Genomic DNA, 15,749 nt, shown 5'->3' with positions numbered 1-15,749 from the left:
TCTGATCGCTCGTGCGTTGATGCCTTGGGTCGCCATCGTTGTGAAGGTGGCGACACTTCGCAAAGCCGAAGACCTGCCAATCCTGACCCTCCCCCTCACCCGCTGCGTTTCACGGGCGCCTGTGCTCCCAGTCCATCAGGGTATCCATCAGCTAGCCTCACACCAACCATTCGTCTTAAACCAGCCCCCACCTGTTAGTTCTGACAGTAGCCAGTTTTGTCGCCCTGGCATGTGATAACCGTGCCAAAGCGGCTCACGCCCGTTACCTGCCAGGAGAACCTGATGGACATCCAATTTTCCACTCTGGACGATTTATTCGAGCTGTTTCCTGTGATCATTCCAGGTTGGATCACTCCGGTGAAACCGGCCGGCATCGCCGATGGGGGCATCCCTAAAAGCCTTTACGATGGCCAGCCTCAGGGGCTTCTCTGCGTGATTGATCCGTGGACGGAGCTCAAGCGTCAATCCTGGATAATGGCGGCCTATGATCGCGCTGACCTTTATGTCAATGATGATCCCACTCCTGTCGCCGGCAAGACTGTAGATCCGGGGGAAGAGCAAGATCGCATACCCTTGCGTATCCCCCACGGGCAGTTAATTCATGGGGTCAACCGACTGCATTACAAAGTGACCCGTCCCGGTGAAAACGCCTCATCCTCCAGGGACTTACATGTCCTGTATCACCTGCGGGCACCGGGTGACCCTGCGCCAGACGGCCTGGATCTACTGATCCCGTCCGATGTTGTCGCCAATGGGGTCAGCGCCGAGCGGGCGGCGCAGGGGGTGGAGTTCGGTTTCGCCTACACCAACCCGCGAAATTACGACCGCATTAATTTTTTAGTGGGGAATGTAACTATCCCCTTTGAGGTGGCCGACGCCTCGATACCGGTGACCAGGACTCTGTTCACCGCCACGTTCCAACAGGCAGGTGACAACCCCAATACACTCATCGAGTATCGGGTGACAGACCAATTGGGCAACTCCAACCAGTCGCCAACCAAGCGCCTTGATATTCATCTTGACCGGCAGTTGGACCTGCCCCCGCCCAGGGTCAAGGAAGCGCTTGGTAACAGCCTCGACCCGGTTGATGCAAAAGACACGTTGACCGTGGTGGTGCGCTATGACGATATGTTGCCCACCGACCTGCTAAGCGTGACTTGGGCCGGTACGGCCGGCGCCGGTTCCCACACCACCGACGCAGAGGAGGTCGGTACCGTTGGCGACAGGGAGGTGCCGATCCCGGTCGCGGTCCTGGCCTTCAATTTGGGCAAGACGGTGACGGTAAGCTATACCGTCACCCGTAATAATCGAGCGACCACCACCCCCTCCGATCCGCTCCTGCTCAACGTGCGCGACATTGCCCAGAGCGATCTGCCGACACCGCTGATTCCCGAAGCGGCCAATGGTGGCACCGGACCTGAGCTTGACCTGGCCAGCTTCGCGGATGACGCCAATGTGACAGTGGCGCCCTGGCCGCTCATCGCCATTGACCAGAAGGTATGGCTTTACTGCGAAGGCACCAAGACTGACGGGACGAGGCATACGATCACCTTGCAAACCGCCACAAGCTTGACGGCGGATGAAGTGAGGATCGGACTGTCCAAACCGGTTCCCCGAGGCCAATTGCAACTGTTGCGCGACCGCTCTGACCTGAACGTCGTGCTGCAGGTGACGTTCAATAAAGCCCCGGATATCACCGAGGCCATCAGCTTTCCCCTGCGCACTTACTCGATCAGGTCCGTGGTGCTGGAAACACCGCTCATTACCTCGGTCAAGGATCCCGGCGGCACCCCGATTTCCGATAATGGCTACACCCTCGCGACCACCGTGAGCCTGACCGGCGAAGCAACGCCCAACACGAAAGTCGAAATTTTCGACAATGATGAATACAAAAAGACGGTCGAGGTCGATACCAATGGCTTATGGGGTGACACTCTGAGCGGGCTTGCCAAAGGGGGGCATAGTTTCACCGCCCGGGCGATCTTCCGTAGTAATCCAGTGTCGCCGCCTTGGAGGTTTACGGTGGTGGAGCGTCTGACTGTCGACACCAGCCTCGCCACTCTCAGCACGCCAATGTACAGAACCGAGAAATTCCCAGTGCGCCCGCCAGTTGGCGCATACGTGGAGCGGATACCGTCCGGAGGTGTGCCCCCTTATAGCTATACCTCCAGCGATCCAAATGTGGCTGAGCTTTTTTCAGCAGATCAACCACGGGTCGTATCGAAGTTCTCAGGGACTGCCACGATCACCATTCGAGATCAGCTCGGTGGAAGTGTTTCCTATCCAGTCACCACTTCCAATGTCTGGCTGCTGATGGGGATGGGGGAGGCCTACAGATGGCACACCTACTGGAACTGTTGGGGTGCTGCGGTGAATTTTGGAGGTAATATTCCTGACCTGCAGACATGGGGAGCCATTCGAACCACCCATGACGGCGATCCAGGTTTGGGTAACTTGCGTTCGTGGACTTCAAACCCCGCTGCGGGTGATAGGCAAGAATATGCGATTCAACCTTTAACAGGGGAGATAGAAACGCTGTCCCAGGATGCCGACTATGCGACGGGATGGATGATCAAGGCGGTATGACAGCCCCCATGGGGATATCTTGCAATGCTCAAGGCTGGACAACAGCCCCCGGCACCAGTGGCAGTTCCAGGGTCGCGACGAACCCACCGTCAGGATGGTTGCCCAACACCAGCGCACCGCCATGGCGCTCGGCGGCACGACGCGCAATCGCCAGGCCCAGGCCATGGCCGGCGGCGGTCTGGCCGGGGGCGCGGTAGAACGGCTCGCCCAATTGCCCCAAGTGCTCGGCCTCCACGCCAGGCCCGTGGTCGCGCACGCTGATCAGGATCCGTTCGCCCTGGCGCGCCGCGCGCATCTCGATGGGTTGCCCGGTCGGATTGAAGCGCTGGGCGTTACGCAGCAGGTTGTCCACCGCTCGCTCGATCATGGTCGGCCAGCCCTTGAGGCTTAGGTCTGCCTCGGTTTCAAGCTGCACGGTTTGCTCCGGAGACGCCAGTTGCGCATCTTTTTGCAGGGTGAACAGCAAACCGTTGAGGTCCACCTCTTCGGCGCTGGCGTTGTCGGCGTCGACCCGGGCCAGGACCAGGATTTCGCTGATCAACGCTTCCAGGCGATCGCATTCGCGGGTCAGGCGTGGCCAGAGTTTTTCACGTTCCTCGGGGCTGGCCCGTTCAGCCAATGCCAGGGCAATGCGCAGGCGGGCCAGGGGCGAGCGCAGTTCGTGGGACACGTCGCGCAGCAGTTGGCGCTGGCTGGCGATCAAGCTTTGCAGGCGCGCGCCCATGCGGTTGAAGTCGGTGGCCAGCACGCCGAACTCGTCTCGCCGGTTGGCCAGCTTGGCGAGGCTGTTCTGCTGGTAGGCGGCCTGGCCCAGGTCATGCACCGCGCCGCGCAGTCGATTCAGCGGACGAGTGATGGAAAGCGTCACCAACAGGCTGAACAAGGTCAGCACCACCAGCGCGATGCCCAGTGCACTGAGGGGCCAGAGCAGGCTGCCGCGGTGCCAGGCGTCCAGTTCGGGATGGGGAATGCGGTAGATGAACAGGTACGTGTCGCCACTTTTGGCGCTGGTGAACTCATCGGTCAGCCGCCGCCAGGGCAGGCGTCGGTCGTCGTTGTTCTGCCGGGCCTCGAAGGCCGCGGCACGATGGGGGAAGGTGCCGCGTACCACCGGGTCGCCGCTTTCGTTGAACACCTGGACGTCGATGTGATACTGGCGCTTGCGCTGTTGCAGGATCTCCTGGGCGGCATCCTCGCCCTGGGTTTCGTAGGTTTGCGTCCACTCTTCGGGCAGGGTATTGAGGCCCGGGTGACGGCTGAGGATCCAGGCGTCCTGGTTCAGCATATGGCCCATCAGGATCGAAAGCCCTGCAACCAGGGCGATGGCCAGCCAGAAACTGGCCAGGATGCGCCAGAACAATGAACGCACGATAAATCCTCGAAAACAAAGAAAGCCCAACGGCGATTGGCCGTTGGGCTGGGCAAGCCTCAGTGCATTATTGCGCTTTTTGCGGTTGTTGCGCTTTCCAGGCTTTGAACTCAGCCCACTCGGCGCGACGTTCGGCCTGTTTCTTCTGGATCGCGTCGAATTCCTTCTGCTGCTCAGGCTTCAACAGTCCGCGGATCTGGGCATCGACTTTCTGATGCCGGGCCTGCATTTCGTCCTGCATGGCTTTCTGGTCGGCTGGCGACAGCTTGGCCAGGTACTTGTCGATCAGTTCCCGTTGTTCGTGGCGCTGCTCGCCCATGATCCGGCGAATCTGCTGGCGTTGTTCGGGGCTCAGGTCCAGTTGGCCGTAGGGGCCTCTGTCGTGCATCTGGCCGCCGTGACGCGGGCCGTCCATCGGACCCATCGGGCCGGGGCCTTCGGGCATGGCCATGGCGACGGTCGGCAGGGCGGCAGCGAACATCAGAGCGATAAGGGTCTTGCGCATGGTGTGTCTCCTTGTCTCGTTCCCGGTCAGTTCCGGATGTGTGCAGATTACGGAGATCAAGGTCAGCGGCGGTCAGGGGGGCGTAAAGCTTGGGTAAAGACGTTTGGGGGCGATGCTGACAAACAGACTGCACAAAAAACCGTGAGGGTATGCAATGGGAAGGAGGGCCCTTGGTTCATTGTGGCGAGGGAGCTTGCTCCCGCTCGGTTGCGCAGCGACCGCAAAATCTTGGGGCCGCTTCGCAGCCCAGCGGGAGCAAGCTCCCTCGCCACAAAAGCTTCCAGGGGCTGTAGCAGCACTCACAGTCTCTAGAGCTGTAACCTCTAGAGGCTGTAGTAATAACCCCGGCTACGCAGCGCCACGATGCGCGGTCGACCGTCGGGGTGGGGGCCGATTTTCTTGCGCAGGTTGCTCACGTGCATGTCGAGGCTGCGGTCGTACAGGGTCAGCTTGCGGCCCAGGGCGATCTGCGCCAGTTCCTGCTTGTCCAGCGGCTCGCCCGGTTGTTTGAGCAGTGCTTCGAGCAGGCGGCTTTCGGAAACGGTAAGGGTCTGTTCCTGTTCGTCGATGCTGACTACGCCACGCACCGGGCTGAAAGTCAGGTCACCCAGTTCGATCTGGCTGGACACCGCCGCCGGGTGGCTGCGGCGCAGCACGGCGCGCAGGCGGGCGGTCAGTTCCCGTGGGTCGCAGGGCTTGGCCAGGTAGTCGTCGGCGCCCAGTTCCAGGCCAAGGATACGGTCCAGCGGCTCACCCCGGGCCGACAGCATCAGCACCGGCAGTTCCGGGTGATCGTTGCGCAGTTGCTTGAGCAGCTCCAGGCCGCTGCCGTCGGGCAGCATCACGTCCAGGACCACGGCAGCCGGGGCGGTTTCGGCCAAGGCCTTGCGGGCACTCTGGCCATTGTGACAGGCGCGGACCTGAAACCCTTCCTGGCTCAGCCAACTCACGAGGAGCTCACACAGCTCCTGGTCATCATCTATCAGTAACAGCTCGCTCATGACTCACTCAATTTAGCCATTGCCGACGTTGTCTACGTCCACCGCTGGCAAAGATACCGCAGAGCAAGGCCAATAGCGCTACCCCGGCACCAATGACGAACCATTGCTGTTGATCGGTCAGCAGCCGTGGCAGCGGGCTGGCCTGGGCTTCCTTGAGTTGCAGCTTCAGGCGCTGGTTCTCCTGGCGCAGCCGGGCCAGCACGGCGCTCTCGCGTGCGCTGTCGGCATTTTGCAGTTGTTTGGCCAACTCTTCACGCTGGCGTTCGCTGTCTTTCAAGCGTTGCTGCAATTCGGCGATCTGGCCGCTGGCGCTCAGGGACAAGGGCGCCGAATGACTGCCCTCGGTGCTTTCCTCGCCATGGGCGGGCGCTCCGATCGCCAACGAGACCAACAACAGGCACAACGGACCTTTGCGCATTGCAACTCCTGAATTCCAATCGAGATTAGACAGGTTGTCGGCCAGCGAACGATAAAGATGAGCAACGGCGGCAATGAGCCGCGAGGCCCATCGCGCCAGGGGGGATTTACGGCAGGACTTGCTTGAATGGCTTGACCACGACATTGGCGTAGACGCCGGCCGCCACGAACGGATCGGCCTCGGCCCAGGCCTGGGCGGCGACCAGGGAGTCGAACTCGGCCACGATCAGGCTTCCGCTAAAACCGGCGGCGCCCGGGTCATTGCTGTCCACTGCCGGGTGCGGGCCGGCCAGCACGATACGACCTTCGGCCTTGAGCTGTTGCAGGCGCTCCAAGTGGGCGGGGCGGTTGGCCAGGCGTTTTTCCAGGGAGTCGGCGACGTCGGTGGCAATGATTGCGTAGAGCATGTCAGTCCTCGGTTTTAGGCGTGGTGGGGTCGGCATCGTGCAGGTGACGGGACAGGTAGATGCCCTGGCCAATCAGGAACAGCAGCGTCATGCCCAGGCTGCCGAAGACCTTGAAGTCGACCCAGTACTCCTGGAACGTGAACGCAACGAACAGGTTGGCGGCGCCGCAGAACAGGAAAAACGCGATCCAGGCGATGTTCAACCGGGTCCAGATCAGTTCCGGCAGGTTGATGGCATGGCCCATGATGCGCTTGATCAGCAGTCGGTCACCGATGAAGTGGCTGCCGATGAACGCGAGGGCAAACAGCCAGTTGACCACCGGGGCCTTCCACTTGAGGAAGGTTTCGCTGTGGAACGCCAGGGTCAGGCTGCCGAATACAAGGCAGGCGATCAGGGTCAGCCACTGGCTCTTCTCCAGCTTGCGCTGGGACACGAACAGCGCGCCGTAGACCACCAGGGAGCTGATGATCAGCACGGCGGTGGCGCTGTAAATACCGCCTACAGTCAAGGAGTGACCGGCGAAATCGACGGCCCGGGGATCAAGTTTGTAGACGATGAAAAACAGCAGGAGCGGGATGAAGTCGATGAATTGTTTCACAGTGGCAGCCAGAAGCAGGATGTGGCGGCATAATAACAAACATCCTTGGCCGCGATAGGGCCAGCTGATTTGAGGTCACAAACTCTCGTGAATGTTGATTTGCACTGCCATAGCACGGCCTCCGATGGCGCCCTGGCGCCTGCGGTTCTGGTGGCGCGGGCGTTCGAGCACGGCGTGCGAGTCCTGGCCCTGACCGATCACGACACCCTCGAAGGCCTCGACGAGGCCCGCAGCGCCGCCGCGGCGCTGGGCATGCAGCTGGTCAACGGGGTCGAGTTGTCGTGTACCTGGGGCGGGGCGACCATCCATGTGCTGGGCTATGGTTTCGATGTGAATGCGCCGGCGCTGGTCCAGGCCATCGCACAACTGCGCGACGGGCGCTGGCTGCGGTCCGAAGAGATCAGCCGCAAGCTGGCCCTCAAGGGCATGCCCGGTGCGCTGGACGGCGCCCGGCAGATTCAGCAGGAACTGGGCGACAGCGGCAACGCCCCGGCCCGGCCACACTTTGCCGACTGGATGGTGCGCGAAGGGTTCGTCAAGGATCGCGCCGAAGCGTTCCGCAAATGGTTGGGGGCCGGCAAGCTGGGGGACGTCAAGCAGCACTGGCCGACCCTGGAAGAAACCGTCCAGACCCTGCGGGCCGCTGGCGCCTGGGTCAGCCTGGCGCATCCATGGCACTATGATTTCACCCGCAGCAAGCGCCGCCGACTGGTCGCCGACTATATTCAAGCGGGGGGCCATGCCATTGAGGTGGTCAACGGCCATCAGCCTGCCGAGCAAGTGGGCAGCCTGGCGATCCTGGCCCGTGAGTTCGGCCTGCTGGTCACCGCCGGCAGTGATTTCCATGGCCCTGGGGGCTGGTCCGAGATCGGCGAATACCGCCCGTTGCCGGAAGATCTGCCACCACTATGGTGTAGATTCAAACATGATCCCGTTACCGCCGCCGTCTGAACAGGTAGAACACGTGAGTCAATTTTTCCAGATTCATCCGGAAAACCCGCAAGCGCGCCTGATCAAACAGGCCGTGGAAATCATTCGTGGTGGTGGCGTGGTGGTCTATCCCACCGATTCGTCCTACGCCATCGGTTGCCAGATCGGCGACAAGAATGCCGTGGAGCGTGTCAGACGCCTGCGTCAACTGGACGACAAGCACAATTTCGCGCTCATCTGCAGCGACCTTTCGCAGTTGGGCCTGTTCGCCAAGATCGACACCGGCACCTTCCGCTTGCTCAAGGCGCATTTGCCGGGGCCCTACACGTTCATTCTCAATGCCACCCGGGAAGTCCCGCGGCTGTTGCTGCACCCGAAAAAACGCACCATCGGCCTGCGGGTGCCGAGCCATCCCATCGCCCTGGCGCTGCTGGCGGAACTGGGTGAGCCGCTGATGAGCGTGACGCTGATCATGCCCGGCGAGACCGAGCCGTTGACCGATCCCTATGAGATGCGCCAGATACTCGAGCATCAGGTGGACCTGATCATCGACGGCGGTTTCGGCGGCATGTCGGCGTCCACGGTGATCAACCTGGCCGATGGCGAGCCCCAGGTGGTGCGCGTCGGGTGCGGCGATCCGACGCCGTTCATGGTCGAGGCCTGAATGTCCGCCGTGGAAACCGCCGTGGACAATGCCGACAGCCAGGCCGGCGCGCAGCAGGAGTTGCCGTTCGCCATGGTCTATGGCCAGGCGGTCATGGAAATGCCCCTGGACCTGTACATTCCGCCGGATGCGCTGGAAGTGTTCCTCGAAGCCTTCGAGGGCCCGCTTGACCTGCTGCTGTACCTGATCCGTAAACAGAACATCAATATCCTCGACATCCCCGTGGCGGAAATCACCCGCCAGTACATGGGCTACGTCGAGTTGATGCAGTCGGTACGCCTGGAACTGGCGGCCGAGTACCTGGTGATGGCGGCCATGCTGGCCGAGATCAAGTCGCGGATGCTGCTGCCGCGCTCGGCGGAGGTCGAAGCGGAAGAGGACGACCCGCGGGCGGAGTTGATCCGGCGCTTGCAGGAGTACGAACGCTTCAAGGTCGCCGCCGAAGGCCTCGATGGCTTGAACCGGGTGGGCCGCGATGTGGTGGTGCCCAAGCTCGATGCGCCCGAAGCGCGGGCGCGCAAGTTGCTGCCGGATGTGAGCCTGGAAGAGCTGCTGATGTCCATGGCCGAGGTCCTGCGCCGAGGCGATATGTTTGAAAGTCATCAGGTCAGCCGCGAAGCGCTGTCCACCCGCGAGCGCATGAGCGATGTGCTGGAGCGGCTCAAGGGCGGCGGCTTCGTGCCGTTCGTCGAGCTGTTCACCGCCGAGGAAGGGCGGTTGGGAGTGGTGGTGACGTTTATGGCGATCCTGGAATTGGTCAAGGAATCCTTGGTCGAGCTGGTGCAGAATGAGCCGTTCGCAGCGATCCACGTGCGGGCACGAGCCGAATAACGAGCAAATCAATGAATCTGACTGAACCCCGCGAGCTGGCCCCGTTGCTTGAAGCTTTCCTGTTGGCTTCGGGAAAGCCGCAATCGATGGAGCGCCTGTTCGAACTCTTCGAAGAAGGCGAGCGACCTGAGCCGGCCGTATTCAAGAAAGCCCTGACGCTGCTGGGCAAGTCCTGCGAGGGACGGGCTTTTGAGCTCAAGGAAGTGGCGTCCGGTTATCGCCTGCAGATCCGCGAGAAGTTCGCGCCCTGGGTCGGACGCCTGTGGGAGGAGCGGCCGCAGCGCTACTCCCGCGCCATGCTCGAAACCATGGCGTTGATCGCCTATCGCCAACCGATCACCCGGGGCGAGATCGAGGATGTACGGGGCGTGGCGGTCAACAGCCATATCGTCAAGACGTTGCTGGAGCGCGAGTGGATCCGCGTCGTCGGCTATCGCGATGTGCCGGGCAAACCGGCGATGTTCGCCACCACCAAGGCCTTTCTCGATCATTTCAACCTGAAGAACCTGGATGACCTGCCGCCCCTGGCCGAACTGCGGGAGCTGGAACCCGAACCGGTACTGGAGTTCGACGACGTGCCGGTGCCCCAGGGCTTGCAGGAACTGGCGGATGCCAGCGCCGAGCCTGAGGAGCCGAAGGAAGAGACCAGTTTCCACTCGTTGTTGCTGGAGCTGGACACCATGGAAGAAGGCCTCAAGACCGATTTCGACGACCTGCTGCGTGAGGGGCCTGGTCCTGGGGATGAGCCACCCGAGGCCGATAGCGAGGTGGAACCTGCACCAGAGCCAGAGCCAGAAGCAGAACCGGAAGAGGACATCCTCGGCGTTGCCGAGGCTCGGGAAAAACTCCTAGCCGCCGTTGCCGCCCTCCAGCCGCCGGAACCCGAACTGAGCGACGAAGAAGCCGAAGCCCGTGCCCTGGCCGAGGCGATCGAGAACGAACGGCGCCAGTTCGACGATTGATCCAACTTGTGCGCAGACCTGAGTGACACACCACCGTCCCCTGTGGGAGCGGGCTTGCCCGCGAAGGCGGTGGGTCAATAACATTGATTGGCCTGACACTCCCTCTTCGCGAGCAAGCCCGCTCCCACAGGGGATCATGCGGTGCATCATGCTGCATTGCGCCACCGGTCGGCGGAAAAAGCGCTGGGCCTGGATTGATCAGCTAGTCTCTGATGCGCAATCGCCTCAACAGGCGTATGATTCGCGACCCTTTGGCGATCCCTTCGTCCAAGACCCGTTTTCAAAGCGTCAGGCCCAGCGCCTGACCCGACCACACCGGGAGGTGCCCAGAATGAAAGACCTAGACCAGAACGACAGCCAGGAAATCGGCCCAGCAGGCGAGAAGCTGCAAAAAGTCCTCGCCCGTATCGGCGTCGGTTCGCGCCGTGACGTGGAAGCCTGGATCACCCAGGGCCGGATCAAGGTCAATGGCAAAGATGCCACCTTGGGCCTGCGTGTCGACATGCACGACGCCATCACCATCGATGGCAAGGTGATCAAGCGCGAAGAGGCCGCCGAAACGGTGCGCCGCGTGATCATGTACAACAAACCCGACGGCGAGATCTGCACCCGTGACGACCCGGAAGGCCGTCCGACCGTGTTCGACAAGATGCCGCGTCCGAAAGAAGGCCGCTGGATCAACATCGGTCGCCTGGACATCAACACCACCGGTTTGCTGATGTTCACCACCGACGGTGAGCTGGCCAACCGTTTGATGCACCCGTCCTACGAGATGGACCGCGAATACGCCGTGCGTGTGCGTGGCGAAGTCGACGACGAGATGATCGAGCGCCTCAAGGCCGGCGTTGTGCTGGAAGACGGCCCGGCGCGTTTCACCGACATCAAGCAGGCGCCCGGCGGCGAAGGCTTCAACCACTGGTATCACTGCGTGGTGATGGAAGGCCGTAACCGTGAAGTGCGGCGTTTGTGGGAATCCCAGGGGCTGGTGGTCAGCCGTCTCAAGCGCGTGCGTTTCGGCCCGGTGTTCCTCAACTCCGACCTGCCGATGGGGCGCTGGCGCGAAATGAGCCAGTACGAAGTCGACATCCTGGCCGCTGAAGTGGGTCTCAAACCGGTGGCGATGCCGCAGATGACCGCCAAGAGCAAGGACAAGCTGGAGCGGATGCAGCGCAAATCCTCGCGTCCGATGGGCAAGACCGAGCGCGTGCGTACGCTGCGTCCGGCTGCTGAAGGTGTGGCGACCGGTCCGCGTCCTTCCCGCGAGCCGCAGATCGAAGGCGAACGCCCGGCCCGCAAGCCTGCGCCTCGTCAGGACGGTGAGCGTGGCCCACGTACGCCGCGTCCGGCCAATGGTCGGACCGAGCGCGGTGAAGGTCGCGGTGCTCCGGCAGGCCGCGGCACGCCAGTCGCCGATCGCCCGGCCGACACCAAGCGTCCGGCCAAGCCGGCGCCGAAAAAACGCCCGGGTATCGTCCTGGCCGACCGCGACGCGCCATCGGGCAAGCGCCGTGGTGCACCGGCAGGTTCGGGACAGCGTCCGGGGTTCGGGCGTCGTAAGCCGGAGTGATCGGCAGCCGCCCATGAAAAAAGCCAACTTTCGAGTTGGCTTTTTTTTGCCTGGCTTTCATTGATTCGGTGCTGGTGAGTCCGCCATCGCGAGCAAGCTCGCTCCCACAGTAGGACGGCGTTGAATGCAAATCTTCCATTCGCTGAAGACCCCTGTGGGAGCGAGCTTGCTCGCGATGGCGGCATCAGCGTTGCAGAAATCCCAACCTAAAGCACAAACCGTCCATCGAATATCGGCTCGTTATCCAGCGCCAATACGCCGCTCTCGAAAATCAGATCCAGGTGGTGGCTGCCCTTGGCTCCACCGCCGAGCCCCAGGTGCAAGCCGCAGTGGCGCTCCTCGAAACCGGCATTGCGGGCGTACAGGCTCTTGACCCCTTCGTTGGTGCCGATTCCCAGTTCTTCGATGCGGCGATTGGACGGGTTGGCGTCCAGGTACTTGTTGAAGTCGTGCTCCAGACCCGGCACATCGGTGGCGATCTTCTGGATGGTGGAGTCTTCGATCCACAGCTCCAGCGGCGATTGCAACACGCCGTACTTGCGGGCGAACGGGATGGTGCTCAGGAACGTGCCGACGAACTTCACCCGGCCATTGATGGTGTCGCTGTGGGTGGCGATTTCGCCGGGGGCCAGGTCGTAGTTGCCGACCCCGTTGATGTCGGTCCATTTCTTCACGCCGCCCAGGGCGGTGTCGAAATATGAACCGTGGTCATCCTGGAAACTCAGGGTCGTCGCCTGGGACATGCGCCGGATCAGGTGACTGTTGAGCCCGGCGATGCGCTGGGGAATCACGCTGAAGGTGTCGTAGAAATAATCGCCGTAGTCCTTGAACAGCAGCGATTTCTTCCAGTTGTCGGCCATCACGCCTTGCAGCGCACGGACAAAGTCCGGGCCGTCGGGACGTGGGTTGGGCAGAGTGGAAGAGTCGTAGAAGAAAATATACAGATCGCTGTCGGCAATGGCCTTGGACAGGCGCTCCGTGGATTCGAGGTCCAGTCGCATGGCACTGAACCGGAAGGGCGAGCCGCTGTCCGCCTGCTCGGCAATGGCGCCGGTCAGCGCTTCGTACTCAGCGGTATGACCGAGCAACACCTTGGCGGGCTGAATGCCGGCCAGGGCGGGGTGGTGTTCGAGGTAGTAAAGGAAATGTGAGATGGCTCGTTGTGTGTCCATGCTTATTCTTCCCTGACAAGTTCATTTGACTTCCCTGACAACCGGCAAAAAGTGGCGGAGTCGACCGGCCGGATCGCCTCCGCCGGGCGGTGCCTACAGAGGCCACATCGCCGTGCCGAACGGAACGACGGCGTCGGCTTGCATCATTTCAACAGCGGCTTCATGGGTCGGAGCTTCAAACCATTCGTCCAGTTGCAGTTCGGTTTCCAAGTCTTTGTCCAGTGCTTGCATAGTGAATCTCCTAGATGACTTTTACGGAAATCAGCGGACCGATTCGGCGAGTGGAGACAGGCCGGCAACGGCACCGCAGAACTTGTCGGCACGATGCCTTGGCAAGTCGCTAAAAACCTAGTCGAGGGTTTTTTGGATTGCAAAAAAATAATTTATTTTTTTTCGTTTGAACTTTTTGTTCCATTTTTACCGACAGCATTACTCATTCAAAAACAGCTGCCTGGGTGTCTTTTTTAAATAGGTAGCTACCTACCGTCAATTTGCAGTCAGCCTACGGAAAATTCCTACTTGGAAAGTTTGCGTGACAGTTTGTAAAGAAATGCTGACGAAAAAGGCCGGCCCAGAGGGCCTGAAACGTCGTTTCCCCGAAGCGTAAGAAAAAACTTCCGTAAGCCCCGCCCTGTAGGTTTTTCCAAGGCTCTGGCCCGCTTGTTTCGAATCGATGGGCAGGGTGAGATGCGCCCTATGCCTGTCGTGCAGGTGAATAACAAGAAGGAGGCGCAATGAACGCCACAGCTCAAGTGCATTTCTCCCGTCGTGGCGTCTTTAGCGCTACATCCTTCACGGGCTCGCAAGGGCCTGGACACTTTTTTGCAGCCGCCCGGCACGTTCGAGGCGGACCCATGCAATCCCGGCAAACGACACGCTGATCCGGTGGTGTCTGGCAGCAGGGGGTCAGCGGTGTACAATGCGCCGCGTTTTACTGTGACCCTTCGCGTACCCACGCACTTTCAAGGTTATCCGCCTTGTTCACTCCGCCACGCCACAAGCGTGTCGGGTTCGATTTCGTCACAGATAAAAACAAACAGGTGACGCATGACCGTTGTAAAAACGCTGAAGTCCTGGTGCCTGCGCTGGGGTTTGATCGGCGCTGCTTGAGATCCCGATTCGAGCGGCAACGTCTAACGAACATCATCAAACCTTGCGTGAGACCCTTTCATGAGTGGACAAAACTCGCATTCGGGCAAGCTGAAACGCGGCCTGAAAAATCGCCACATTCAATTGATCGCCCTTGGTGGCGCGATCGGCACCGGCCTGTTCCTAGGCTCGGCCGGGGTGCTGAAATCAGCCGGCCCGTCGATGATCCTCGGCTACGCCATCTGCGGCTTCATCGCTTTCATGATCATGCGCCAGTTGGGCGAAATGATCGTCGAAGAACCCGTCGCCGGGTCCTTCAGCCACTTCGCCCACAAGTACTGGGGCGGTTTCGCCGGGTTCCTGTCGGGTTGGAACTGCTGGATTCTCTACATCCTGGTGGGCATGTCCGAGCTGACCGCGGTCGGCAAGTACATCCATTACTGGGCCCCGGACATCCCGACCTGGGTGTCGGCGGCGGCGTTTTTCATCCTGATCAATGCGATCAACCTGGCCAATGTCAAAGTCTTCGGCGAAGCCGAGTTCTGGTTCGCGATCATCAAGGTCGTGGCGATTGTCGGCATGATTGCCTTGGGCAGCTATTTGCTGGTCAGCGGTCATGGTGGCCCGCAGGCATCGGTGACCAACCTGTGGTCCCATGGTGGGTTCTTCCCCAACGGCGTGAGCGGCCTGGTGATGGCCATGGCGATCATCATGTTCTCCTTCGGTGGCCTGGAAATGCTCGGTTTCACCGCCGCTGAGGCCGACAAACCGAAAACCGTGATTCCCAAGGCCATCAACCAGGTGATCTACCGTATTCTGATTTTCTACATCGGCGCGCTCGTGGTGCTGTTGTCCCTGACGCCTTGGGACAGCCTGCTGGCTACCCTTAACGCTTCCGGCGATGCCTACAGTGGCAGCCCGTTCGTGCAGGTGTTCTCGATGCTGGGTAGCAACACCGCTGCGCATATCCTCAACTTCGTGGTGCTGACCGCCGCGCTGTCGGTGTACAACAGCGGCACCTACTGCAACAGCCGCATGTTGCTGGGCATGGCCGAGCAGGGCGATGCGCCCAAGGCCTTGTCCAGGATCGACAAGCGCGGCGTGCCGGTACGTTCGATCCTCGCGTCGGCGGCGGTCACGCTGGTGGCGGTGCTGTTGAACTACCTGATCCCGCAGCATGCGTTGGAGTTGCTGATGTCGCTGGTGGTCGCGACCCTGGTGATCAACTGGGCGATGATCAGCTACTCGCACTTCAAGTTCCGCCAGCACATGAACCAGACCTACCAGACGCCGTTGTTCAAGGCGCTGTGGTATCCGTACGGCAACTACATCTGCCTGGCGTTCGTGGTGTTCATCCTGGGCGTGATGTTGCTGATCCCCGGCATCCAGATCTCGGTGTATGCGATTCCGGTGTGGGTGGTGTTCATGTGGGTGTGCTACGTGATCAAGAACAAGCGCAGTGCCCGCCAGGAATTGGCTGTGGCGGCTGCCAAGTAAGCACGAAACCTTGTGGGAGCGAGCTTGCTCGCGATGGTGGTGGGTCAGCAATATCAAGGGTGACTGACGCATTGCAATCGCGAGCAAGCTCGCTCCCACAGGGTTAGGCGTTGTCGGGGGGATTCGGGGTATTCTGTGGGTCCTGATTGCGGAC

General features: G+C 61.0%; 15 protein-coding genes. 7 read left to right on the top strand and 8 right to left on the bottom strand.

Going from position 1 to position 15,749, the window contains the following annotated elements:
* Positions 1 to 282: 282 nt before the first annotated feature.
* Positions 283 to 2,586: a hypothetical protein gene (locus BLO80_RS30310; RefSeq protein WP_256574213.1), complete on the top strand. Its 2,304-nt coding sequence runs from the start codon at positions 283 to 285 to the stop codon at positions 2,584 to 2,586.
* 28 nt (positions 2,587 to 2,614) lie between these two features.
* On the opposite strand, the gene BLO80_RS15925 is transcribed toward BLO80_RS30310, so the two are convergent.
* From BLO80_RS15925 to BLO80_RS15900, 6 genes are all read right to left on the bottom strand, one after another.
* Entirely contained in the window at positions 2,615 to 3,955 is a 1,341-nt protein-coding gene (locus BLO80_RS15925; RefSeq protein ID WP_092333489.1) for a sensor histidine kinase, read from the bottom strand.
* A gap of 67 nt (positions 3,956 to 4,022) precedes the next feature.
* Positions 4,023 to 4,460 carry a Spy/CpxP family protein refolding chaperone gene (locus tag BLO80_RS15920; RefSeq protein ID WP_092333491.1) on the bottom strand — a complete coding sequence of 146 codons (438 nt, stop codon included), beginning with the start codon at positions 4,458 to 4,460 and terminating at the stop codon, positions 4,023 to 4,025.
* A gap of 323 nt (positions 4,461 to 4,783) precedes the next feature.
* Positions 4,784 to 5,461 carry a response regulator transcription factor gene (locus tag BLO80_RS15915; protein WP_092333493.1) on the bottom strand — a complete coding sequence of 226 codons (678 nt, stop codon included), beginning with the start codon at positions 5,459 to 5,461 and terminating at the stop codon, positions 4,784 to 4,786.
* A 7-nt stretch (positions 5,462 to 5,468) separates the two neighbouring features.
* Positions 5,469 to 5,879: an SH3 domain-containing protein gene (locus BLO80_RS15910; protein WP_092333495.1), complete on the bottom strand. Its 411-nt coding sequence runs from the start codon at positions 5,877 to 5,879 to the stop codon at positions 5,469 to 5,471.
* A 106-nt stretch (positions 5,880 to 5,985) separates the two neighbouring features.
* Positions 5,986 to 6,285, bottom strand: coding sequence for a YciI family protein (locus BLO80_RS15905; protein ID WP_092333497.1), 300 nt, complete (start codon positions 6,283 to 6,285; stop codon positions 5,986 to 5,988).
* A gap of 1 nt (position 6,286) precedes the next feature.
* Positions 6,287 to 6,883, bottom strand: coding sequence for a septation protein A (locus tag BLO80_RS15900; protein WP_003204874.1), 597 nt, complete (start codon positions 6,881 to 6,883; stop codon positions 6,287 to 6,289).
* An 87-nt stretch (positions 6,884 to 6,970) separates the two neighbouring features.
* Between BLO80_RS15900 and BLO80_RS15895 the strand changes: the two genes are divergently transcribed.
* The 5 genes from BLO80_RS15895 (at position 6,971) to rluB (ending at position 11,837) form a co-directional block, all read left to right on the top strand.
* Positions 6,971 to 7,834 (top strand): PHP domain-containing protein, encoded by an 864-nt coding sequence (locus BLO80_RS15895; RefSeq protein ID WP_092333499.1) that lies wholly within the window; start codon positions 6,971 to 6,973, stop codon positions 7,832 to 7,834.
* 13 nt (positions 7,835 to 7,847) lie between these two features.
* Positions 7,848 to 8,477, top strand: a complete 630-nt coding sequence (locus BLO80_RS15890) for an L-threonylcarbamoyladenylate synthase (protein ID WP_053124883.1) — start codon at positions 7,848 to 7,850, stop codon at positions 8,475 to 8,477.
* Between the two features lie 132 nt (positions 8,478 to 8,609).
* Entirely contained in the window at positions 8,610 to 9,308 is a 699-nt protein-coding gene (locus BLO80_RS15885; protein ID WP_175459510.1) for a segregation and condensation protein A, read from the top strand.
* Positions 9,309 to 9,319: 11 nt separating this feature from the next.
* A complete protein-coding gene (gene scpB, locus BLO80_RS15880) occupies positions 9,320 to 10,270 on the top strand; it encodes an SMC-Scp complex subunit ScpB (protein WP_092333503.1) in 951 nt (316 codons plus the stop codon).
* A 331-nt stretch (positions 10,271 to 10,601) separates the two neighbouring features.
* Positions 10,602 to 11,837 (top strand): 23S rRNA pseudouridine(2605) synthase RluB, encoded by a 1,236-nt coding sequence (gene rluB, locus BLO80_RS15875; protein ID WP_003178780.1) that lies wholly within the window; start codon positions 10,602 to 10,604, stop codon positions 11,835 to 11,837.
* Between the two features lie 206 nt (positions 11,838 to 12,043).
* Here the strand turns inward: rluB and BLO80_RS15870 are convergent, their stop codons facing one another.
* The gene (locus BLO80_RS15870) at positions 12,044 to 13,009 is read right to left on the bottom strand and encodes a M29 family metallopeptidase (protein WP_092333505.1); all 966 of its coding nucleotides are present in this window, start codon (positions 13,007 to 13,009) and stop codon (positions 12,044 to 12,046) included.
* 93 nt (positions 13,010 to 13,102) lie between these two features.
* Positions 13,103 to 13,240, bottom strand: a complete 138-nt coding sequence (locus BLO80_RS29960) for a hypothetical protein (RefSeq protein ID WP_003178782.1) — start codon at positions 13,238 to 13,240, stop codon at positions 13,103 to 13,105.
* A 939-nt stretch (positions 13,241 to 14,179) separates the two neighbouring features.
* Between BLO80_RS29960 and BLO80_RS15865 the strand changes: the two genes are divergently transcribed.
* On the top strand, positions 14,180 to 15,595 hold the full coding sequence (locus BLO80_RS15865; protein WP_092333507.1) for an amino acid permease: 1,416 nt from the start codon (positions 14,180 to 14,182) through the stop codon (positions 15,593 to 15,595).
* Positions 15,596 to 15,749: the final 154 nt, after the last annotated feature.

Origin of the sequence: Pseudomonas sp. NFACC56-3 (genome assembly GCF_900100025.1) — a bacterium.
Lineage (GTDB): Bacteria > Pseudomonadota > Gammaproteobacteria > Pseudomonadales > Pseudomonadaceae > Aquipseudomonas > Aquipseudomonas fluorescens_AA.
Note: the sequence above shows the minus strand (reverse complement) of the source record. Positions and strands in the feature narration are given on the sequence as shown.

Excerpts from the sequence above, each read along its gene's own strand:
- BLO80_RS30310 (WP_256574213.1), top strand. The coding sequence starts at position 283 with ATGGACATCCAATTTTCCACTCTGGACGATTTATTCGAGCTGTTTCCT.
- BLO80_RS15920 (WP_092333491.1), bottom strand. The coding sequence starts at position 4,460 with ATGCGCAAGACCCTTATCGCTCTGATGTTCGCTGCCGCCCTGCCGACC.
- BLO80_RS15915 (WP_092333493.1), bottom strand. The coding sequence starts at position 5,461 with ATGAGCGAGCTGTTACTGATAGATGATGACCAGGAGCTGTGTGAGCTC.
- BLO80_RS15910 (WP_092333495.1), bottom strand. The coding sequence starts at position 5,879 with ATGCGCAAAGGTCCGTTGTGCCTGTTGTTGGTCTCGTTGGCGATCGGA.
- BLO80_RS15905 (WP_092333497.1), bottom strand. The coding sequence starts at position 6,285 with ATGCTCTACGCAATCATTGCCACCGACGTCGCCGACTCCCTGGAAAAA.
- scpB (WP_092333503.1), top strand. The coding sequence starts at position 9,320 with ATGAATCTGACTGAACCCCGCGAGCTGGCCCCGTTGCTTGAAGCTTTC.
- rluB (WP_003178780.1), top strand. The coding sequence starts at position 10,602 with ATGAAAGACCTAGACCAGAACGACAGCCAGGAAATCGGCCCAGCAGGC.
- BLO80_RS15870 (WP_092333505.1), bottom strand. The coding sequence starts at position 13,009 with ATGGACACACAACGAGCCATCTCACATTTCCTTTACTACCTCGAACAC.
- BLO80_RS29960 (WP_003178782.1), bottom strand. The coding sequence starts at position 13,240 with ATGCAAGCACTGGACAAAGACTTGGAAACCGAACTGCAACTGGACGAA.
- BLO80_RS15865 (WP_092333507.1), top strand. The coding sequence starts at position 14,180 with ATGAGTGGACAAAACTCGCATTCGGGCAAGCTGAAACGCGGCCTGAAA.